Raw genomic sequence first — 22,016 nt, 5'->3', positions numbered from 1 at the left:
TGGCGATACGGCGACGAGCGGCGTGATCAACGTCGGCGGCGCGGTGACCTTCCTGGATGACGGCCCGTCGATCACGAGCGCGGTTGTCGGCAGCTCGGTGACGCTTGACGAGACCAACAACGGCTCGACGACGGACGGGGTGCTGAACCCGGCGCTGATGACGGCAACGAGCGCTGCGGCGATCGTGACGGTGACGTCGAGCTTTGGCGCCGACGGCGCCGGAACGACGGCCTATGCGTTGTCGGTGACGGATGCGAACTCCGGGCTGGCGACGGCGCAGGGCGACCATGCGATCACGCTGGTCCAGGTCGGATCGGCGATCGAGGGCCACTTCACGGATGCCGGCGGGACGCACACGGCGTTCACGGTGTCGATCGGCTCGGACGGCAAGCTGACGGTGGTGCAGAACGTCGCGCTCGAACACCTGGTCGATGGTTCGACGGCGGCGGCCTACAACGACGCGCTGACGCTGGCCGGCAAGATCGGCGTGACGGCGACGGTGACGGATGCGGATGGCGATACGGCGACGAGCGGCGTGATCAACGTCGGCGGCGCGGTGACCTTCCTGGACGACGGCCCGTCGATCACCATCACCGGCGTAGCGCCGGCGCTAAACGTCGACGAGAGCTATCTGACCGCGGCGACCAACGGCATTGCCGGTTCGGGCGTTGGCCCGGCAGGATCGGCCACGGACACGCAGAATTTTGCCGGTGTGTTCACAGTTGTGCAGGGCGCCGACGGTGCCACCACCAGCTATGGCCTGAGCATCTCGGCTCCGGGCGTGACCACCAACCTGATCGACAGCGCGACCAACACGGCGGTGGTGCTGACGCAGAGCGGCAACACCGTGTCCGGCTATGTATCGGGGCACAGCGGTGATGTGGCCTTCTTGGTGTTCACGCTGAGCACCAACACGGCGACCGGCGCGGTCACGCTGACACAGGACCGTGCGGTGCACCAGAACACTGTCGACAACCCGACCGACAGTTCCGAAGGCATCAACCTGACCTCGGGCCTGGTAACGCTGACGGCAACTGTGACGGACAGCGACGGTGACACGGCCTCGCAGTCGATCGACCTCGGTTCCAAGTCCTCCTTCCATGACGACGGGCCCTCGCTAGGCTCCTTTACCTCGGGCACGATCCCGAACGAGGTGGGATCTGTCGCTGGCTTGTTCTCGCTGGTGCCGGGTGCCGATGGCATCGACCATTTCAGCATCACGGGACCGGCGATCACGGGCATCGTCTACAGCACAACGACCGCTGCGGATGGCGCCACGACGCTCCACGCGAATGCCGGTGCAACCGAGGTGTTTTCTCTCGCGGTAAGGCCGGACGGTACGTACGAGTTCGACCTCCTCCAGCCCAATGCCGGCACGACAATAACCTATTCGCTACAGAACCTTCCCGCTGGTGGGCCGAACTGGCGCGAAACCACCGATGGCCATATTGAGTTTTCAAGCCCAGACGGGATCAACTCCAACAATAACGGATTTGGCGTCGCAAACACCTTCGTAGGCGGGAATGAAAGCTTCACAATGGAGTTCCATACTTCCGGAACTGGAGTCGGCGTGGATAATCCGGCCAGCACCAGTGCCGAGTTGAACGACTCCGTGAGTCTGGTGGTCAATTCGCTGAACGGTGGTGGGGGAACCTACCACTGGGTTGCGACCAACACGCTCACCAATGTAACCACGTCCGGTGACATATCCATCACGGCAACCGGAACATTCGTGATTGACCCGTCTATCAGCTTCAACCAATTGCAGGTCAGCGCGGTCAACGTTTCAGGGCAAGGCGCTCAGTTCTCGAACATCTCCCTCACGCATAACGTTTTGCCTCAGGATCAGAACTTGGCGTTTACAGTCTCCGCGACCGACAAGGATGGCGATACCACTGGCACGCAGTCACTCGCCATTCACGTGGTCGCGGGAGATGGGTCCAACAACTTCGCCCTTACCGGGACAGTTGGTAACGACGTGATCGCTGGAAGCACGCACACCGACACGATCTCTGGCGGGGCAGGAACCGACATTGTCGACTACACCGGCAGCCTAGCCGCGATTTCGATCCATCTGGCTGATGACGGACATGCAGCGGGGGCACCGGTGACATTCATCAACCCGGAACTTGGCACCATCGGCGGCGGCGATGCCACCGGCGATACCCTTACCGGCATCGAGGGCCTGATCGGTGGCTCTGGCGATGACTATCTGTTCGGAAACCTGGCAGCCAACTATCTTGCGGGCGGCGGTGGCAACGACACCCTCAATGGTGGCGCAGGCAATGACACGCTGATCGGCGGCGCGGGCAACGACGTCCTGATCGGCGGTGCAGGCCAGGATACAATGACCGGCGGCACCGGAGCCGACACGTTCAAGCTCGACGGCCTGGACATCAAGGACCTCATCACCGACTACAACGGCGGTCAGGGCGACAAGATCGACCTTACGGCCCTGTTCGACTCGACTCCTGCGAATGTCGGCAACTTCGTGAACTACGATGCGGGGACGGGCACGCTCAGTGTCGACACCAGTGGTTCGGGAAATCCGGCCAATTTCGTCGAAGTGGCCCAGCTGACAAACCACCCCGTCGCCAGCACGATCACACTGCTCTACGACGACGGCGTAACCCAGCACACGACGACGGCAAACCAGGTTTAACGGCATGGCGCTCGGTCGCGCGACTATGTTATACATTGCTAATATCGAGGGGAGCTCATCCATGAATCGTTCTGCAAGACTGCTGGTTTCCGCTGCGACGCTGTTGCTGGCAGTCGGGTCGACGGGTTATGCCGCCGACATCATCGAAGGTCCTTCGGTCGACTATTGTCGCGTCGCCGGGACGTCCAACCTGGTGCTGACCGACAACATCGTCGACCTCAAGGACCAGGTGGTCAAGCTGATGGACGAGTCGGTCGCGGTCGCCAACAGCTCTGAATGGATCAACTCGTCCCGGCCGGTCTTCGTCTGGGCGTCGGAGGCCAAGGTTGCTTGCGGCATGGCCTACGGCTACCTGAAAACCAACTATCGCGACGAAGATACCCTCAACAAATGCGAGTGTTTTCACGATCGCATGGTCGAGTACATGCACTGACCGGATAAGCGAACCGACGCCTGTTGGCCATCATGATAGCCGACGGATCCTTTTTGAGGGCGATCGCCGCAGCGATCGCGTTGGCTGGCTTTGGCCAGGCTGTCACGCCGGCCCGGGCCAACTGGCTGGAGCGACCTTCCGGGGAAGAACGGCAGCCGTCCGAGTTGACGCGGCCGACGCACTGTGACGCGGCTACGCAGTGGACCCGGCAGACCTTCAAGGCGTTTGCGAGCTGCCAAGCATCGATCTATGGACTGGAGCCGGTGCTGGCTCATGCGGTGATGGAGATCGAAAGCGGGTTCGATCCTGACGTGCTGGGCGCCGACGGCGAAGTCGGCCTGATGCAGGTGATGCCCGCGACGGCGCGAATGCTCGGCTTTCGAGGCTCCCTCGATGACCTCAGCGCGCCAGCGACCAACATCGCGCTTGGGGTCAGATATCTTGCCCAGGCCAACAAGCTGGCCGCGGGCGACCTGTGCACGACCGTCATGAAATATCGCGCCGGCCACAATGAAAGCCGGTTCTCGGCGCTTTCGGTCCGCTACTGCCAACGCGCGCGGGCAATCCTGGCAAGGCAAGGGATTGAAGTGACCGGGCCATTGCCGGTGGCGACATTCGGCTTCTCCGCATTTTCGTCGGAAGGAGAGGGTGGGGCTCCAGCCCAGGGAAAAGGCGTTTGCGTGCGCCGCGTGTTCGTGCCCGGGCCACGATACATGAAATGCGCCGACTATCGGACTGCCGGACAAGCAAGGCAGATCAAGGCGCTTAGAGCCAGGCTTTTCGAAGGCTAAAGAAACTACAGACGGCACGGCAAGTCCGCCGTAACATGCGTTGAAGACCAGACCGGGAAGAATACCCGGCGGCACATTGGGTGGAGCAATCATGAAATCTGGCCGACAAGGCCGCTGTCTGCGGACATGGGCAATCGCGTTTGCGCTCGCCACGACATTGTCAGGTTGCCAGTCGAAAGGCGGTGTTTCCGAAGTGCTTGATCCGGCGGCGATTGCCGCGCCCGGCGGGCAGACTGGCGACGCAGGTGCCGGTCCTGCCCAGGCGACCCAGTCGCTGGGCACCGGTTCGACAAAAATCACGATGTTGCTGCCATTGTCTGCTCCCGGAACGGCGGGGGAAAATGGCAGGAAGATGCTCGATGCCGCCAAGCTGGCGATGACGGATGTTGGCAATGGATTGCTTACGCTGACGGTAGAGGACACGAAAGGCGACAGCGCACAGGCCGGCAAATTGGCGATAAGTGCGATAACGACGGGGTCGAAAGTGGTCATCGGCCCAACCGAACTGCCGGCAGCCCAGCATATTGCCACGCTGTCAGGGTCGAAGCGTCCACCGGTGCTGGCGCTTGCCGACAATTTCGCAGGCGGCGCCGGGGTTTATGCCGTGCGCCTTAGCGAAGCCGACAGTGCCGCGGCGGGCGCTGCGGGGCTCGCTGCCAAAGGCGGCAAGAAGTTCGTGTTACTTGTCGCGGAAGGCTCAAACGCCAGCGCCGTGGAGAAGCGGGTCGCCAACGGCCTCAGCATCTATGGTGCGACGCTCGCGGTCACTGTCCCGTATTCGGCCAGCGACGGTGGCGCGAAGGCCGTCGACGAAATGGGCTCGCTCGTGGATACTCCCGACGCCGTGATCGTCGCCAATGGCGACGGCAGCCCATCGCCTATCCTTGCCGCCCTCAGATCAAAGGGCATTCCGGGAAAGGCGATTTCCGTCGTCGGAACCAACCGGTGGCTGGAGCACCCCATGGATCCGCTGTTTGAGGGGGCATATATCGCCACGCTCGATCAGCGCGAAACCGGACCGATCGCCGACCGCTTCAGGGCGACATACAACTACCCGGCCGACGTCAATGTGGCCTATGCTTATGATATGGTTGCGCTGACAGCAGGGGTTGCCAGTGCGGTCGGGCCCGACGGCTTCAGCAAGCAGGTTCTCGAAAATCCAAACGGGTTTCGTGGGTCGACAGGTCTGTTTCGGTTTCGGGCTGACGGATCCAGTGAACGATCGATGCCGTTTTACCAGATTCAAAAGGGCGCGCTCAAACTGGTTGCGAAATCAACGTCGGGTTTCTGATCGGCTTAGGGAACCCGGTCAATCTGATGGACAGACTGGCTGATGGGTAGACGGGCTGATGGTTAGATTGGGCCGCAGCCGCCTGGTGATTGCGCTGGGAAGCCTCTTGCTTCTGGCCGGGGTGTTGCTGATCATTCAGGCTGGGGCTTTGCTTTCAGTCGATCGGCCGGTCCTTGCCCCTTCGCAAAATAGCGGTACGCCACCGACCCGAGTGGCTGCATCCATCGTCGATGCATACCGACGAGAACCCACGCGCAAGATTGCTCAAGACCTCATCGCTCCACCACAGCTTAATCCTGTGGATCTTGAACGGGTCGGGCCCCGTCCGCCGCTGACGGACCTTGGTCTGGCTGTGCCCCCAAAGACACCGATGCCGGACGATTGGCGGGAGGTGCTGCTCTTTCGTCCGGCTGCCGCAACGTCCGCGATCTTCGAATCCATGGGCCGGACAGTAATCATCAGCGGGGTGCAGGGCATCGACCTCGACAGAACCTGTTCGTTTCACGATGTCACCTGGCCTTGCGGCGAGCGCGCACGTGCCGCCTTCAATTCCTGGGTTAGGGGACGCGCGCTGAAATGCTTCGTGCCGCCGGACGTCGAGCGTTTTGCAATCGCCGCCCCGTGCAGGCTGGGCAAGCAGGACGTCGGCGCCTGGCTTGTTTCCAATGGTTGGGCCACGGCGCTGCCGAGTGGCGTCTATGGCAAAGCGCAAGTGACTGCCCAGGGCACGGGGATGGGCATTTTCGGTCCGCCACAATAGGCTGCGAGACTCAAAGAACCGGAGCGCAGCGTTCGCCGAGTCCGCCGTTGATTGTTCAGCGGCCGGCGGCATTCCATTGATTAACCTTTACGGCGCAAATTTCCGGGGCAAGCCGGTTGCTTGAACAGTATAGGGTCTCATAGTTCAAATTGTATGCTTCTCGGAAACTGAAAATGCTGTACGCCGGCTCTATGCTGGCTGATCTGACAGGAGATTAGCCAATGGCACAAACCACAGCGACCGCCTCCGCGCAGGCATGGAGAAGCGCCGCATGGCTGACCTTTCTAGGAACAGCCGGGAGCCTCGGTCTTTCCCTGGGCTTCAACTATCTGCTCTTGTTCAGCGACGCGTTCACGCCGTTCGGGCGCAGCATGATGACAGCCGTGCTGCTGCCCGTGGTCATTGGTCTGCCGCTTTTCGTACTAATCGGCTGGCAGCAGATCCAAATCCGCAGCTGCCGTCAGGAACTCAACAGGTCCGGAACCTATGACAGGTTGACAGGCTGTCTGAACGGGCCAGTCTTCACGTCGATGGTCGAAAGAAGAGCAACAAGGCCATCGGCGCCGGGACCACGCTCGGGCGCCTTCCTGGTCATTCATTCGGAACATCTACGTTCCATCAACCTGCGCTTTGGCCTTGAATGGGGCGACGAGGCTTTGCGGCTCATAGCCACAACCATACAATCATCAGTGCGCGCGGATGATCTGGTTGGACGCATAGGGACTTCGATGTTCGGGGTTTTCCTCTCAGGCGCGACCGAAGCAGAAGCGAAGGAAATCGGCGAGCGTATCCGCACGCGTGTCGCGCAAGTCTATTTCGCACCAAAGGGAACCGAGGATGCCCTGACCATCAAGGTCGGCGGTGTGATGTTTGAGAAAGAGATGGAGTTCGCGGACATGTTCCAGTTCGCCGAACAGGGGGTGTCAGACACCCAGGATGACGCCGGGTTTGAATTGAAGCATCTCAACAGTTGACACCCTCCGGGCAGCCTAAGGCTATTTTTCCCGCATCGCGCGGCGGAAGTTCTGCGTGATCGGCTCGGCGAGGTAAGAAAGCACGGTGCGAGCACCGGTCCGGATCATCGCCTCGCTCGACATGCCGGGCAGCAGCTTGCGGCCCTCCAGCTTGGCGAGTTCACTCTTGTCGATCAACACGGTTGCGGCGAAATACGGTGCCCCGCTGCGCTCCTCCACCATGCGGTCAGCAGACACGATCTCCACGACCCCGTCGAGCGGCGGCAGGTTGTAGCGAGCGAAGGCCGGGAAGCTGACGCGCGCGGGCTGCCCGGGGGCGATCGTCTCGACATCTTCAGGTTTGACCATAGCCTCGACCACGAGTTGTTGTCCGAGCGGCACGACTGTCATCAATGTCTCGCCGGGTTTCACGACACCGCCCGTCGTGTGGACCTTCAGGTCCATGACGATGCCGTCAACCGGTGCGACGACATTGGTACGGGTCAGCACGTCCTTGGCGGAACGCTCCTGTTGCCTGAGGTCAAACAACTCCGCCTCGACCTTGCTCAACTCCTCGACGGCCTCGTTCAGCCGCACTGTGCCGAGGTTCAAGATTTGCATGTCGATCTCGGCCATGGCGCTTCTGGCACGAGCGATTGCCGCGGTGTTGGTCGCGCGCTGCCCCTCGATCTCCCGCTGTTGTCGTTTGAGCAACAGGTTCCGCTCGCGGGTGGTCAGCCCTTTCTTGAGCAACCCCTCGAGGTCTTTGCTTTCACCCCCGATCGCATCGATCTGCTTGTCCTCGGTGACAATGAGCTCCTTCAGTCCATTTATCTCTTCCTGGATCTGGTTATGGCGCTGGCTGAGCATTTCCCGCTCGTCCTTCAAGTTGTGGTGCTTCGCCGCGAAGACGTCACGCTGTGCGGCCACAGCGTCCCTTGCGGCGGTGGCGGGGTTTGCGAGCAACGCCGGATCGAACTCGATCTCCGCCTTGCCGTCCCGCTCAGCCCTGAGACGCGCGGCCAGTGCGTCACGCGTTGCTATCCGGTTCTGGATCAGGTCAAGCTGTGTCTTTGCCTGTGTGTCGTCGAGCCGGACGAGGACCTTGCCCGCCTTGACGATATCGCCGTTGGCAGCGTTCAGCTCTGCGATGATGCCGCCCTCGAGGTGCTGGATGAGCTTGCGGTCGCCGGCGACCTTGATAACGCCCGGCGCCACCGCGGCGCTGTCCAGCGGTGCCAGCGCCGCCCAGCCGCCGGCGACGCCGAAGAACAGGAACATGATCGCGAACCCGGTGCACGTCACGCCCGTGAGGCGCAGGGGTACCGGTTCCAGCAGAGACGGTGGCGGGACGGGCAACGGCACGACGTTCAATTCTGGGGAATGGCTCATGCTTCTTTGACCACTTCGAGGGTTGGCTGGACTGCCATTGGCATCTGGGTCACCTTGCGGGCGCGGTTGGCAAGTTCGTTGAAGACATAGTCGCGCGGGCCGAAGAGGTCTTGCTGGCCCCGGTTGAGGACCAGCACCTTGTCGACCTTCTCCAAAATGCTTGGCCGGTGCGAGATCAAGATCAGAGTCGTACCTGCCGCCTTGAGGCCACCGATGACTGTAGCCAGGGCTTGCTCGCCCTCGTGGTCGAGATTGGAGTTAGGCTCGTCAAGGACAAGGAACACTGGGTCGCCGTAGAGCGCCCGCGCCAGCCCGATGCGCTGGCGCTGCCCACCGGACAGTGCCGCGCCACCTTCACCAATCTCGGTGGCGTAGCCCTTCGGCAGTCCCTTGATCAGTTCGTGGACGCCGGCCAACTCCGCTGCCTTGATCACGTTGTTGAAAACCGCGGGGTTGAGCGACGCAAAACGAGCGATGTTCTCGGCGACGGTGCCGGCGAAGAGCTCGATATCCTGTGGCAGGTAGCCGACGTGCCGACCCCGGTCCTCAGCCGCCCACTCAACGACGCTCATGCCGTCAAGCAAGGCGCGACCGCCGGTCGGACGCCAAGTACCGGTCAACACTCGCGCGAGGCTCGTCTTGCCGGCCGCGCTCGGGCCAACCAACGCCATCGCTTCACCAGGCTTGAGTTGGAAGCTGATCCCTCGCAGGATCGGTTCGCCGCCTTGTCTGGCGAGCATAATGTTCTCGGCCTCAAACTTACCCTTCGGGCGCGGTAACGGCAGGGCCGGTGTGGCCTCCGGTCGCTGACCGGCCATTGCAACGAGACGCTTGTAAGCAGCCCGTGCCCCGATCGTCGCCTTCCACGTGCCGATCGCCTGTTCAACCGGGGCCAATGCGCGACCCATCAGGATTGAGGCGGCGATCATGATACCGGGTGAAGCCTCGTTCTTTAGCACCAGATAAGCGCCGAGGCCGAGTACCGCCATCTGCAGGGCCAGCCGGAAAGAGCGCGCGAGGGCCGAGATGACGCTGGATCGGTTACTGGCGCGAGATTGTCCGCTGTTTGCCTCGTCCTGCTGGACCTTCCAGCTCTCGAGCAGAGGATTCAACATGCCCATGGCCTGGACGACCTCGGCGTTGCGGATGGTTTGCTCGGCCTGCAGGTAAGCCCGCGTCTGGGCGATTGCGGCTTCCGCCAGCGGCTTGCGGGTCAGGTACTCGGTGAGCAACGCCAACGCGAACAGCACGATACCGCCGCAGGTTGCCAACCAGCCCAACCAAGGGTGCATGAGGAAGATAGCGCCTAAGAAGATCGGTGCCCAAGGCGCGTCGAGGATCGGGTAGATACTCGGGCTGGTGAAGAAATTCCGCACCTGGTCGAGGTCACGCAACGCGCGGGCGGTGATCTGACCGGGTGCCGAGGCGGCGTATTCAACCGATGCGGTCAGCAAAACCGGTGCCAAACGGGCGTTCAGCCACGTCCCGACATTAGCCAGAAGACGCGCGCGCACTACCTCCAATGCCGCCATTGTCACGAGTGCCGTTGCCGCCATCAGCGACAACGCGACCAACGTCTCCAAGCTGTGGCTGCCCAAAACGCGGTGGTAAACCTGGAGCATGTAGAACGCGCCGGTCAGCATCAGAATGTTGATGCCGGCGCTGAACCAGATAAGCGGCTTGACAGCGCGCTTGGCCTCTTTCATCACCGCCTGTAGGGCAGAGGGACGTGGGGGTTTCATCATGATATCTGCCCTGTGTGCGGGGTTGACGCCTTGGCTGGTGCAGGTAGACGCCTTTGATTGAGCCGGTTTTACGCAGGGCGCGCGATTATCTACACAGAGATATGGGAGGCGGTGTGAACCGCCTCCCGGAGTAGTGTCAGGCGACGACGTCGACCAGCAGGTGCTGGACGCCGGTCGTGTCCAGATCGCCGTCCTGGATGTTGATCGCGAAGTCAAGGTGCGCGCCGATCTGCCCGGAAGTCGTCTGGATGAAACCGATGTCCGTGATCTTGAGGACGTCGTTGTCCGTGGCGCCCCACGTTTGCAGCGGGCCGGTCACCGGGCTGTTACCCTCGATGCCGACGGTGTTCGGGTTGTCGGTCGCCTTGGTCAGGTCGATACCGGAACCTGTCAGCCCGTTGCTGGACTGCATGATCTGCATCCCCTGGATTGAGAAGTTCTCACCGGCGGCGGCGTTGTTGTAGTCACCTTTCTCGATGATCACGAGACCGTCATTCTGGTCGAGTGTGAACTCCGTGCTGTACGGGGACGGCACCGTGTTGCCCTTGAAGAAGTCCGCGTTATCCACGACGACCGACCGCGTCGTGTGGACGTCGTCGGCGGTAGATGCCGTACCCTTGTCGTCGATCAAGTCGAGAACCACGATGAGGTTCTCGGCGTTGCCGATGCCGTCGAACTTGATGGCGATAGCGTCCACCTTGTCCGTCGGCGTGGTCTTCTCGGTACCACCACCGGGGGCGTTCGGGTTCACGTCCCCTAGGATGTTCTCGTTGAAGAACCGGAGGGTGAGCAGTTCGCCCTTCTGGATCGTGTCACCGGCAACACCGTTGGTCGACTGCGTCGCGGAGACCCAATCCTCGAAGGCGCTGGTGACGAACTGACCGTTGTCGAACGTGGTGTCCCCGGCGTTCGGGTTACCGTCGCCCGTGCCGTTGAAGCCGAAAGGCGAGCCGGCTGGGTTCGAGTTCGCCGTGAACTGCACGTAGAACCCGTTGGAGTCTGCCGGGTTAGGACCGGTGTCGGCGTGATCCAACTCCGTCACCACGATCTGCGGGTGGCCAGTGTTGCCGGCGGGTGCTTTCGCCAATAGCTCCGAGGAGTGGAAGACGTTGAAACTGAACCCGTCAACCACGTCGTTCAGGGCGATGGAGTAGGTGCCGGCATTCGCACCCGTCTTGAAGAAGGTCAGGGTACCCCCGGCCGTCGCATCCTGCACACCCGCCGTGATCGGATCCTTGTCGTAATGGAACGAGAAGGCGAACACTGCAGTGGAGGTATCTTCCGAAGTGAGAGACGTCGAGATGTTGGTGATGTTCGGGTTGGCGGCGTTGTCGACCGTCCCGACCAGTGTCAGCCGTTGAACACCGTTGCCGGAGTTGCCGTCAGAATCCCCAAAGTCCGAGCCACCGGCCGTGTAGAACGCCGCCAAGTGATTGTCGGCGCCGATGTCGAACGAGAAGAGACCGGTAGCCGGGGTGTTCACGATGTTGTGCAAGGTCTCGTGCTGGATACCCGCAATAGCAGGATCACCGTCGAACCCTTGGATACCGGAAGCGATCGGATCTTGATCAACGATCGTCGGGCCGTCGTCCTGGAACTGGACGGCGTCGCCGATGCCGGTCGAGCTGGTCGCCGTGTCGCCGTCGCCATCGGTGACCGTCACCACCGCCAGCAGTGCGCTGTCGGTGATCGATACCGAATCATCGGGATTGGTGGCGTCCGGATGGAGCAGCGAGGCGTACTGCGCCACGCTGACGACGCCGCTGGTGCTGTTGATGGCGACGGCGAACGCCGCCGCGCCGGCGGCGTTGTCGATGCGACCGACGACAAGACTGCCTTCCTTGAACAGGAAGATGCTATGTCCGTCGGTCGTGTCAAGGCCGGAATCCACGCCCGCCGCGGACACCGCCAGCGAGAAGGCCGTTGTGCCGCCCTCCTGATCGGCGCCAAACGAGCTTCCGGTCGAGCTCACCACCGCTGTCGCATCCTGGGCGAAGCCGGTTGGGCTGAGGTCGGTGCTGACATTGCTGACGCCGCTGAACAACGCGCTAACCGCCGCGGCAGTAGTGTCGTCGGCATCGGCCTGGACGCCCGCGGTTTCGTCATGCGCCACCGTCGCCGCGCCTTGGACGATCCCCGCCGTCGGGCCGTCGTCCTGGAACTGGACGGCATCGCCGATGCCGGTCGAGCTGGTCGCCTTGTCGCCGTCGCCGTCGGTCACCGTCACCACCGCTTGCAAGGCGCTGTCAGTGATCGACACCGAATCATCGGGATTGGTGGCGTCCGGGTGCTTCAGCGAGGCGTACTGCGCCACGCTGACGACGCCGCTGGTGCTGTTGACGGCGACCGCGAAGGCCGCCGCCCCCGCCGCCGAACCGATGCGGCCGACCACCAGGTCACCTTCCTTGAACAGGAAGATGCTGGTGCCGTTGGTCGTGTCGAGGCCAGAATCCACGCCCGCCGCGGACACCGCCAGCGAGAAGGCCGTTGTGCCGCCCTCCTGATCGGCGCCAAACGAGCTTCCGGTCGAGCTCACCACCGCTGTCGCATCCTGGGCGAAGCCGGTCGGGCTGAGATCGGTGCTGACATTGCTGACGCCGCTGAACAACGCGCTAACCGCCGCGGCAGTAGTGTCGTCGGCATCGGCCTGGACGCCCGCGGTTTCGTCATGCGCCACCGTCGCAGCGCCCTGCACGATCGCCGCCGTCGGTCCGTCGTCCTGGAACTGGACGGCATCGCCGATGCCGGTCGAGCTGGTCGCCTTGTCGCCGTCGCCATCGGTGACCGTCACCACCGCTTGCAAGGCGCTGTCAGTGATCGACACCGAATCATCGGGATTGGTGGCGTCCGGGTGCTTCAGCGAGGCGTACTGCGCCACGCTGACGACGCCGCTGGTGCTGTTGATGGCGACCGCGAAGGCCGCCGCCCCCGCCGCCGAACCGATGCGGCCGACCACCAGGTCGCCTTCCTTGAACAGGAAGATGCTGGTGCCGTCGGTCGTGTCGAGGCCGGAATCCACGCCCGCCGCGGACACCGCCAGCGAGAACGCCGTTGTTCCGCCCTCCTGATCGGCGCCGAACGAGCTTCCGGTCGAGCTCACCACCGCTGTCGCGTCCTGGGCGAAGCCGGACGGGCTGAGATCGGTGCTGACATTGCTGATGCCGGCGAACAACGCGCTAACCGCCGCGGCAGTGGTGTCGTCGGCATCGGCCTGGACGCCCGCCGTCTCGTCATGCGCCACCGTCGCCGCGCCTTGGACGATCCCCGCCGTCGGGCCGTCGTCCTGGAACTGGACGGCGTCGCCGATGCCGGTCGAGCTGGTCGCCTTGTCGCCGTCGCCGTCGGTCACCGTCACCACCGCTTGCAAGGCGCTGTCAGTGATCGACACCGAATCATCGGGATTGGTGGCGTCCGGGTGCTTCAGCGAGGCGTACTGCGCCACGCTGACGACGCCGCTGGTGCTGTTGATGGCGACCGCGAAGGCCGCCGCCCCCGCCGCCGAACCGATGCGGCCGACCACCAGGTCACCTTCCTTGAACAGGAAGATGCTGGTGCCGTTGGTCGTGTCGAGGCCGGAATCCACCCCTGCGGCGGACACCGCCAGCGAGAAGGCCGTCGAGCCAGCGCCATCTGTACCCGTAGAGCTTCCGGTCGAGTTCACCACAGCGGTCGCGTCCTGGGCGAAGCCGGACGGGCTGAGGTCGGTGCTGACATTGGCAACGCCGGCGAACAACGCGCTAACCGCCGCGGCAGTGGTGTCGTCGGCATCCGCCTGGACGCCCGCGGTCTCGTCATGCGCCACCGTCGGAGCGCCCTGCACGATCGCCGCCGTCGGTCCATCATCCTCGATCACGATCTGCTGACCGACCGACGTCGAGGCAGAGCCGGCTCTATCGATGCTGAAGCCGCCGATGTCGAAAGTGTTGTTGTCGTTGCTGGGATCGCCATCCGCGTTGCTGATGTTTTCGATCAGCACGCGGTCGTGGGTTCCACTTGTGGTCCACCGCACCTGGTCGCCGGTGCTCAGGCCGGTGATCGTCAAGGTGCCGTCGGCGTTGACCGTGGCGACCGGAGTAAATTGCGTATTTCCTGACTTGACGACGACGTTGACGACCGAGCCCGAGGTGATGTTGACGTGCGTGTCGTTGGTGAGCCCGTCGACGAAACCCACCCCCGGTTCGGAGGCGGTGTTGAAGGCAGAGATCTTGACGGTGACGGGCCCGATGCCCGGATTGGTCTGGTTGACGGTGAAGGACGCGCTGCTCGCATTGACGACGTCCGTGAAGTCGATGTTGGCTTCCACGTCGGCCTCGTTCTGGTCCAGATTTGGCACCAGGAAGTTCGTGTTCGCGCCCGTGACGTAGGTGATGAACGCGCCCTCATTGGGGTTGATCGCGTTGCCGTTGACGCCGAAGGAGGTGGTGCTGCCGGCCTGGCTGATATTGAGCACATCCTTGGTCGTGATGTTTCCGCCCTGCGATTGATTGAGCGGGTCCTTCCCGATCACCACGATCTGGGTGGAGGTCGGATCACCAAAAGTCATGAACAGGTTGCTGCCGGAGGGCGCCCCGGTGAAGCTGAAGTTGAGCGACTCGGTCGCCGCGAGCTTGAGGGTGGTGCCGAGATCGACAGCGTCATCTGGGTCGGCGGTGTCGCCATGGAAGATCGGCACGTAGGTGACGATGTTGAAGGTCACCTGGTCGCTGGTCGCGCCGGCATTGATTACGTCCTGCTTGAAGATGACGAAGGCAATCGCATCGGCACTGCCGTTGCCATCGCTGTCATATCTGCCGATCACGGTGTCGTTTGCACCAGCGTAGAGCAGAATATCCTTGCCGCCGACGGTATTGAGCCCGCTGTCGTCGCCGTCGAGGACACCGCCGCTGCTGTCGGTGAACGTGGTGCCGGTGAGCTGAGAGCCGCCCGTGGCGTTGACAGTGACCGAGTTCGTCTTGGTCGCGACGCCGATGCTGTCCGGGAACGTGTGGTCGGTCAGCCCGAGAGTCGTCTCGAGATAGGTCCGGAACGCAAGGGGCAGGGATGAGTACGCTACATCGGTGTCAGTAAAGCCGTCGCCGCTGTCGCCGGTTTGCAGCCCAGTGGTCTGGTCGTTGACGGCCTCGTCGTTGAGAATAAAGCTGATGGTCATTGCTGTGCTCCCCTATCACGTGATGGGGGCCCAGCCCCCAGATGCCGATGCACCCACCCCAGCGCATCCCCTGGCCCATTGAATCTGCGGCCTTCAATCCTTCAATTTGCCGCCAATGAAGTGGGCGCGTCCATTCCCGGTTCGATAGGGTTATGATGAATGTCCGTACCTGATCGAACGATATATATCCTTCGATAGATCAGGTCGGCGCAGGCGGGGCAGGCGATCGCTCTGGCATCGAGGCCGATACGTCAGGTGGCTTTGCGGTCTGTTGCCGCACCGTGTCGATGCCAGCAGAAAGCAGTGATCAGAGCAGGCCGGTTCCTGGACGCTCGGCAGCCTTGCCATGCGCCACCCAGGCCAGTTCAGCCCGGCCGTCGAGATGCAGCTTCTCGTAGACATGATGCAGGTGCATCTTCACCGTGCCTTCGGATACATGCAGTCGTTGCGCGATCGTCTTGTTGCGCAAGCCGCGCGAGACGAGATCGGCGATTTCGGTCTCCCGCCCGGTGAGCCTGGACGTCGGCTGGTGCTGCGGTTCTGGCATCAGCAGTTGCTGGACGATCTTGTTGTCGATCCATTTCTTGCCTGCCGCCACCGCATTCACGCATTCGAGAAGATAGCGATGGCTGATCCCGTCCAGAAGCAGGCCGTCGCCGTCGAGCGCCTGGATCTCCTTGATGTCGAGCCTGCCGTTCGGCTGCACGATGAAGATTATGCCGAGAGCGCTGTCGCAGGCCTTCAGTCGGGAGGAAATACCGGCCATGCGCGGGTCCGCAATATCCAGGCCGACGATGACGATATCGGGCCGATGGCGCTCCACATTGGGGACAATGTCGACAGGGCGGCGGCACTGGGCGACGACATCGTGCCCAGCCTTCCGCAGAACCCATTCCAGACCGGCGAGATACACCCCCCGCGGGTCCGCGACAACCAAGGTCGACATGCGAACACCGTCCGGAAAAAACGCAACCAACTTACCCAAATACCCGTAAATCAGGAAACCAGAGCTTAGGCACGTTGTCAAGTAAACACTAATATACCTTCGGCTATAATAGAGATCCGAGGCTGTCAGCCGATCGTCGCGGACATGGCCACGGGCCATAGACCAGGCTGATGGTGCGGCAAGTGCATTCCGACGACGATGGGGTCCGAGGCCGTGGACGCTATGCTCGCAACCGCTGACACAACTCCCCATGAGTTCGCAGCGCAGTTTATGTCTGGAGAGGTCGGTCGTTTCAATTCAGTATGACCAGGTCTATACTCCATGGGGGACAGGCCAGATCGATGGACCGCAAGCTTTCCGCCATTCTCGCCGCCGATGTTGTGGGCTATTCCACCCAGATGGAACGCGACGAGGCCGGCACGTTCGAGCGCCTTCGTGCTGGACGCAAGGAACTGTTCGAGCCCGAGATTGCCCGCCACCACGGCCACATCTTCAAGCTGTTAGGCGATGGACTGCTGGCCGAATTCGGCAGCGTCGTCGACGCGGTCGAATGTGCCGTGTCGTTGCAGCGCGGCCTGGTGGAACGCAACGCCGCCGTTTCCGAAGACCATTGGATTCGCGTCAGGATCGGGATCAATCTCGGCGAGGTGATTGTCGAGGGCGAGGACCGGTATGGCGAGGGCGTCAACGTCGCTGCCAGGCTTCAACAGCTAGCGGAACCTGGCGGCATCTGCGTCTCAGGAAAGGTCACCAAAGAGGTCGAGAAGAAGTTGGCTTTCGGCTTTGAGCCGATGGGCGAACAGAAGCTGAAGAACATCGCCGAACTGGTTCAGGCATACCGGGTGCTGCTCGGTCCCGCAGTGGCGGGAAAGCCTAGGGATGATGTCAATCGACACCCACGTTTCTGGCGCAATCTGGCCGTCTCTGTTGGGGTCTTTGTGGTCGCGGTCGGCCTTGCAGCAGCCTGGTGGCGACCTTGGGAGCCGACGATTCGGCCCGTCGCTTTGGAGGCCAGCGCGAAGGCCGACGCCCGGCCGTCCCTCGTCGTGCTTCCATTTGACAATCTCAGCGACGACAAGGCGCAAGGCTATCTGGCAGACGGTTTCACCGAAGACCTGACCACAGAACTTGCACGCATACCGGGCCTGTTCGTCGTGTCGCGAAACGCGGCTTCCGCCTACAAGGGCAAGGAGACTAAACCCGCAGAGATCGCCGCAGCGCTTGGCGTCCGGTACATACTGGAGGGCTCTATACGTCGGGTCGGCGACGACATGCGTATCAACGCTCAATTGGTCGACGGCTCGACCACCGGTCATCTCTGGGCGGAACGTTTCGACGGCCAGTGGGCGGATGTCTTTGCGCTGCAGGACAAGGTCGTCGCCAGCATCGCAGGCGCGCTCAAGCTCCGTCTCGTCAGCGCCCAAGGTAAGGCAGACTTCGCGGGAGGCACGCGCAATCCCGCAGCTTACGAAGCTTACCTCCAAGGCATGGAAATCTACAATCGTCGCAATACTCCAGACGAGTTTGCACAGGCGGTGAAGTTTTTCCAGCAGGCGCTGGAACTCGATCCGAACTTCGGCGCGGCGGCCGCCTCGCTCGCATGGGCCTATTGGGACATGGACGGGCCGCGGGGTAAAGCGTTAGTCGTTTCGGACATCGGTGCGCTGTACAACGTCTACAAGTATCTGGGGGAGGCGGCCAAGCATCCTTCGCCGTCCTACTATCAGCTCGTCGCCAGTTTGCTGGTTCGCGAGCACCGGTCCGACGAGGCAGTCGCGGTTATGTTCAAGGCCGTGGCGCTCGACCCGAGCGATCCCCTGAATTATGTCGGGCTGGCAGAAGCCCTGAGTTTCAATGGCAGGCCGAACGAGGCGCGCGACTATCTCGACGCGGCCAACCGTGTCGACCCAGTCGGCAATGACCATCGGCAATACCAGACTGGGCTGGCTGCATTTGGCCAGGGTCGTTTCGAGGAAGCCGTAGACTACCTTGAAAGGATCGATCTCCAATCGCCCGATCCATGGCCGAAATTCTACGGCCTGCAGGTGTTGGTTTCGGCCTACGCACATCTCGGGCGCAGTGACCAGGTCGCCGCCTATAGCGACAGGCTAAGGAACGTCATGTTGGAACGAAAGGATGGAGGGGCAAATCAGCTGGTCACGCAGAGGTATTTTGTGTTCAAGAACCCTGCTGACATCGGGCGCCTGCTGGACGGCCTGGACAAGGCCGGTGTGCCGGAGTTTCCGGAACAGCTCGATTTGGATGCGAAGGACCGGCTTACCGGTTCGCAGATCAGGTCGTTCATCCTCGGTCGTGACCTGCGCGGGGGAGGCGCATGGATAGACAAAGGAACCAGTTGGGTGCAGGAGAACTTCCTGTGCGACGCTATTCCGAAAGTTCATACAACCTGCGGCGCGATCTTCCGCAATCCTGCCGGTACGCCGGAGCGACACAACGAGTACACGGCAGTCTTCCGTTTCGATCGTTTTGAGTTTTCGGCCGTCAAATAGGACCGCCCGGGACCTGCCGGCGAATATCAGAGCGGTTCGCGATTTGCTCCTACAGGCCAAAGGTCGCGTTCAAGTCAACCCTGTGCCTGCAATGGCATCGTTCGTCGGCATCGTTCGTCCGGCGCGTTGGAAGCGATGTTAGTGTGCATGCGAGGCATAATGAAAACGGGAAGGTCTCATGAGTTTCGTTGATATGGACCTCAATTGCTCAGAGTGTTCGATGTTATGATGCGTGAAAGGAGCGTAACGCGCGCAGCCAGCGAATTAGGCAGAACTCAATCAGCTGTAAGTCATTCCCTATCAAAGCTTCGGTATCTCTTGAAGGATAAACTGTTTACGAGAGATGGTGGCGAGATGCGGCCAACTCCTCGGGCAGTGGGAGCGGACGGGGTCGCGTTGGGTTGCGCGGGCATGGCCGAGTTTGCATCCGCCCTCCAGCGCAAGCACGATATTCCCGTGGTGGACGGAGTCGGCGCTGCAGTCGGTCTTGCAGAGACCCTGATACGCAGCGGCCTCGCGCCTTCCAAACGTGGCGTGTGGGCCATGCCGGCGCGCGAAGGGGCTGGACAGGTTCGAATGACCGGGAGCGAGTCCTTGCAAGGTGTGCGTCCAACGGGGAAAATGACCGCGTGCTCAACGCCTATGTCAAAGGCATGGCCCCCAGCCGCGTTCAGGCACCTGACCTCCCGTTGAGAAAAAAGAGCGGCATCGGCCCCTTTCCCTTGACGTCGACTATGCCGCGCTCCTCGAAGCGATAGCGCCCGCCTAGGAGGCTCATGACCTCCGACGTGATTTGGATGCGCCCCGGCAGTCCCAAGGACTCCATCCGCGCGGCCACGTTGATAGTATCTCCCCAAACGTCGTAAAATGGCTTTCTGCGCCCGATCACACCGGCGATCGCTGGTCCGGCATGGAAGCCTATGCGCACCGACACGTCCTCCCCGAACTCCTCGGTCAACCTTTCTGCTGCCTTAATCATGTCGAGCGCCATGTCCGCAACAGCGGACGTGTGATCGCCGCCGCTTACCGGCAGCCCTCCGGCCACCATGTAGGAATCGCCGATCGTCTTGATCTTCTCGAGACCGTGCTTTTCCGCGAGAGCATCGAACTCGCCGAACACGCGCTCAAGGAACCTGACGGTAGCGTCCGGCTTGCGGGTCGCCGTGCGCGGCGTAAAGTCGACGACGTCAGCGAAAAGCACAGTGATCAAGTCGAACTCGTCTGCGATGACGCGGTCAGGCTGGGCCTTCAGCCTGGCCGCGATCGGACGCGGCAACAGGCTCTGGAGAAGCATCTCCGAACGCGCATGCTCGCGTTCCAGCGCGGCCTCGGCGCGCTCCGTCGCACGGAATGACGCGAACGTGAACAGCGCGAGAACCGTTTGAAGCGCGGCCATCACGAGTATGAAAATGCTGTCGTTGTAGTCGAGGTCCAGCGGTTCCCTGAACGGGATGCGCAGTTGGGGCAGCAGAGGCCTTTCCACTACGGCGTACATGGGAACGGTAAACTCGACCGTCAGGAAAACGGCGAGGCACGCAACGCTGACGGCCGCCATCCCCCACGGTCGCCGCGTTCCGTACAGGACCGGCATCACGGGGCCAATGCTCAGCAGGAAATAATGCAGCCCGGCGTACCTTCCGATCTGAATCGGAAGAGCGGTCGCAAAAACGAAAACGATGAGTACGAACAGGCTGGCAGCAAGCCCGTAGTGACGCTTGGTCAGCAGTGCCACAATAGCGAACGCGACCGCTAACGACAGCTCCCAAACACGGAAGCGCAGCATGGCGCCGTAGGGATTGAAGCTGGTCTCGTGAATGAAGAAGAGCAGGGCAATGAGCGACGTGCCTGCCGAAACGATGGCCAGCACCTGCGCACGTCTGGCAGAAAGCGAATCTCCACGGTCAGGAAGAAGGCCGGCTAGCTTGGCAAGCAAGGCTCGGAGCGGCGCGAGCATAGCGGCTCCGTGAGCTGCTGGCCTACTAATTTTCCCCCACTCCTGCAAACGGTGCCAGGTCGCCATCTATCGAAAGCTCATCTTCCTTAGCCAGACAGCGATTTCGGCCTTGTCCTCGGGCATCGCGCGGCCGGTTCTGTAGAGCCAGTCGAGATTGCCCTGCGACCATTGGTTGCCCGCCTTAATGGCCTTGCGATACCACTCGGCCGCTGCGGCGTTGTCGAGCGGCACGCCAAATCCGCTTTCGTACATCCAGCCGATATCGTTCATCGCCAGCAGGCTCCCATTGGCCGCCGCCTTGCGGTACCAGAACTGCGCCTTGTCGTAGTCGATTTCGGTGTTCACCCCATTCAGGTAGCGCCGCCCCAGTTCCGCCTGAGCGTCCGTGTAGTCTTGCTCCGCCGCCTTGGTTAGCCAGTAGATGGCCTTGCTATCGTCCTGGGGCACTCCGTTGCCGTCGGAATAGATGAGGCCAAGGTCGAACTGCGCGACGTCGTAGCCTTGCTCCGCCGCTTTGACCAACCACTGCGCGCCTGTCTCCTGGTCAGACTCGACGCCCACGCCTCGATAGTACGTGACAGCCAACCTGTGCTGCCCCACAGGGTCGCCCTGGGCGGACGACTTCCTGAACCAGACGAACGCCTGCGCTTCATCTTTGGGCAGCCATTCCCCCTCCTGCAAAATGTCTCCGAGGTCCGCTTGCGCTCTGGAATTCCCGCCCTCGGCTGCTTTCCGCAGCCATTCCATGGCTTTCGGTACGTTCTTGGAGGTACCCGCGCCGTGGAAATAAGCCAGGCTTACATTCTGTTGGCCGTCGCGGTCCCCGAGTTCCGCAGACTTCGAGAACCATGTGAAGGCTGTCGGCTGATCTTTGGCGACGCCTCGTCCTTCGCGGTACATCCAACCCACGCCATTCTCGGCTTCGGCAACACCCTGTTCTGCCATGGCCTTCATGAGGCGGAAGGCACCCGCCTCATCCTTCTCCATGCCGATACCTTCGAACCGAGCCCAGACAAGCTCGGTGCGAGCGGTGGAACTCCCTCCGTCCGCCGCCTTTGTCATCCAATGCAGGTAGAGCGCTTCGTCCTTCGGCGTACCCAGGCCGTTGAGATAACAATTGGCGAGATTCTGTTGTCCGTAAAGATACCCCTTCTCGGCAGACTGCCGAAACAGCTCGATCGCTTTCGCAAAATCCTGCTCGACGCCAAGTCCGTATCGATAGGAATGCCCCAAACGGTTCAATGCTGCGGGATCGCCCTGTTTGGCCAGGGGTTCAATGAGCCCGTCCGCACCAGCGTAGTCGCCGCTATCCCAAAGCGTCTCGGCATCCTCTAGCGGTCCGGCAGGGCCGCTGAAGGAAAGCAAGCTAGCTACCATCGCGAGTCCAAAAGCAAGGAACAGCTTCGCAGTCTTCATCTTGCGAAATCCCC

Annotated in this window: 14 protein-coding genes; 8 read left to right on the top strand and 6 right to left on the bottom strand. The window is 61.9% G+C overall.

Going from position 1 to position 22,016, the window contains the following annotated elements; genetic code table 11:
* The 6 genes from AC0ZT5_RS33515 to AC0ZT5_RS33490 all read left to right on the top strand — a co-directional run.
* The coding region (locus tag AC0ZT5_RS33515; RefSeq protein WP_488499931.1) for a DUF5801 repeats-in-toxin domain-containing protein at positions 1 to 2,662 on the top strand (2,662 nt) is incomplete at its 5' end.
* A gap of 61 nt (positions 2,663 to 2,723) precedes the next feature.
* Entirely contained in the window at positions 2,724 to 3,095 is a 372-nt protein-coding gene (locus AC0ZT5_RS33510; protein WP_477291880.1) for a hypothetical protein, read from the top strand.
* A 32-nt stretch (positions 3,096 to 3,127) separates the two neighbouring features.
* Positions 3,128 to 3,886 carry a lytic transglycosylase domain-containing protein gene (locus AC0ZT5_RS33505; protein ID WP_488499935.1) on the top strand — a complete coding sequence of 253 codons (759 nt, stop codon included), beginning with the start codon at positions 3,128 to 3,130 and terminating at the stop codon, positions 3,884 to 3,886.
* 352 nt (positions 3,887 to 4,238) lie between these two features.
* On the top strand, positions 4,239 to 5,177 hold the full coding sequence (locus tag AC0ZT5_RS33500; RefSeq protein WP_477400004.1) for an ABC transporter substrate-binding protein: 939 nt from the start codon (positions 4,239 to 4,241) through the stop codon (positions 5,175 to 5,177).
* A 58-nt stretch (positions 5,178 to 5,235) separates the two neighbouring features.
* Positions 5,236 to 5,937: a thermonuclease family protein gene (locus AC0ZT5_RS33495; RefSeq protein ID WP_488499930.1), complete on the top strand. Its 702-nt coding sequence runs from the start codon at positions 5,236 to 5,238 to the stop codon at positions 5,935 to 5,937.
* A 221-nt stretch (positions 5,938 to 6,158) separates the two neighbouring features.
* Entirely contained in the window at positions 6,159 to 6,911 is a 753-nt protein-coding gene (locus AC0ZT5_RS33490; RefSeq protein ID WP_488499929.1) for a GGDEF domain-containing protein, read from the top strand.
* 21 nt (positions 6,912 to 6,932) lie between these two features.
* Here the strand turns inward: AC0ZT5_RS33490 and AC0ZT5_RS33485 are convergent, their stop codons facing one another.
* The 4 genes from AC0ZT5_RS33485 to AC0ZT5_RS33470 all read right to left on the bottom strand — a co-directional run bounded on the left by AC0ZT5_RS33485 (position 6,933) and on the right by AC0ZT5_RS33470 (position 16,122).
* Positions 6,933 to 8,282, bottom strand: a complete 1,350-nt coding sequence (locus AC0ZT5_RS33485; RefSeq protein ID WP_488499928.1) for an HlyD family type I secretion periplasmic adaptor subunit — start codon at positions 8,280 to 8,282, stop codon at positions 6,933 to 6,935.
* The gene (locus AC0ZT5_RS33480; protein ID WP_488499927.1) at positions 8,279 to 9,988 is read right to left on the bottom strand and encodes a type I secretion system permease/ATPase; all 1,710 of its coding nucleotides are present in this window, start codon (positions 9,986 to 9,988) and stop codon (positions 8,279 to 8,281) included. The genes AC0ZT5_RS33485 and AC0ZT5_RS33480 overlap by 4 nt, the downstream gene beginning before the upstream one ends.
* 175 nt (positions 9,989 to 10,163) lie before the next feature.
* Positions 10,164 to 15,176: a beta strand repeat-containing protein gene (locus AC0ZT5_RS33475; protein WP_488499926.1), complete on the bottom strand. Its 5,013-nt coding sequence runs from the start codon at positions 15,174 to 15,176 to the stop codon at positions 10,164 to 10,166.
* A 307-nt stretch (positions 15,177 to 15,483) separates the two neighbouring features.
* Positions 15,484 to 16,122 carry a response regulator transcription factor gene (locus AC0ZT5_RS33470; RefSeq protein WP_488499925.1) on the bottom strand — a complete coding sequence of 213 codons (639 nt, stop codon included), beginning with the start codon at positions 16,120 to 16,122 and terminating at the stop codon, positions 15,484 to 15,486.
* A 341-nt stretch (positions 16,123 to 16,463) separates the two neighbouring features.
* Here AC0ZT5_RS33470 and AC0ZT5_RS33465 point away from each other — a divergent pair, with 341 nt between their 5' ends.
* Positions 16,464 to 18,632 (top strand): tetratricopeptide repeat protein, encoded by a 2,169-nt coding sequence (locus AC0ZT5_RS33465; protein WP_488499924.1) that lies wholly within the window; start codon positions 16,464 to 16,466, stop codon positions 18,630 to 18,632.
* Between the two features lie 213 nt (positions 18,633 to 18,845).
* The gene (locus tag AC0ZT5_RS33460; protein WP_488499934.1) at positions 18,846 to 19,325 is read left to right on the top strand and encodes a helix-turn-helix domain-containing protein; all 480 of its coding nucleotides are present in this window, start codon (positions 18,846 to 18,848) and stop codon (positions 19,323 to 19,325) included.
* Here the strand turns inward: AC0ZT5_RS33460 and AC0ZT5_RS33455 are convergent.
* Together AC0ZT5_RS33455 and AC0ZT5_RS33450 are read right to left on the bottom strand one after the other, a co-directional pair.
* Positions 19,303 to 20,586 carry an adenylate/guanylate cyclase domain-containing protein gene (locus AC0ZT5_RS33455; protein WP_488499923.1) on the bottom strand — a complete coding sequence of 428 codons (1,284 nt, stop codon included), beginning with the start codon at positions 20,584 to 20,586 and terminating at the stop codon, positions 19,303 to 19,305. The two genes, AC0ZT5_RS33460 and AC0ZT5_RS33455, sit on opposite strands and share 23 nt — an antisense overlap.
* 66 nt (positions 20,587 to 20,652) lie before the next feature.
* A complete protein-coding gene (locus tag AC0ZT5_RS33450) occupies positions 20,653 to 22,002 on the bottom strand; it encodes a tetratricopeptide repeat protein (protein ID WP_488499922.1) in 1,350 nt (449 codons plus the stop codon).
* Positions 22,003 to 22,016: the final 14 nt, after the last annotated feature.

The sequence above is a fragment of the Mesorhizobium sp. CNPSo 4670 genome (genome assembly GCF_057784235.1).
This window is presented reverse-complemented; position numbering and strand designations above follow the sequence as displayed.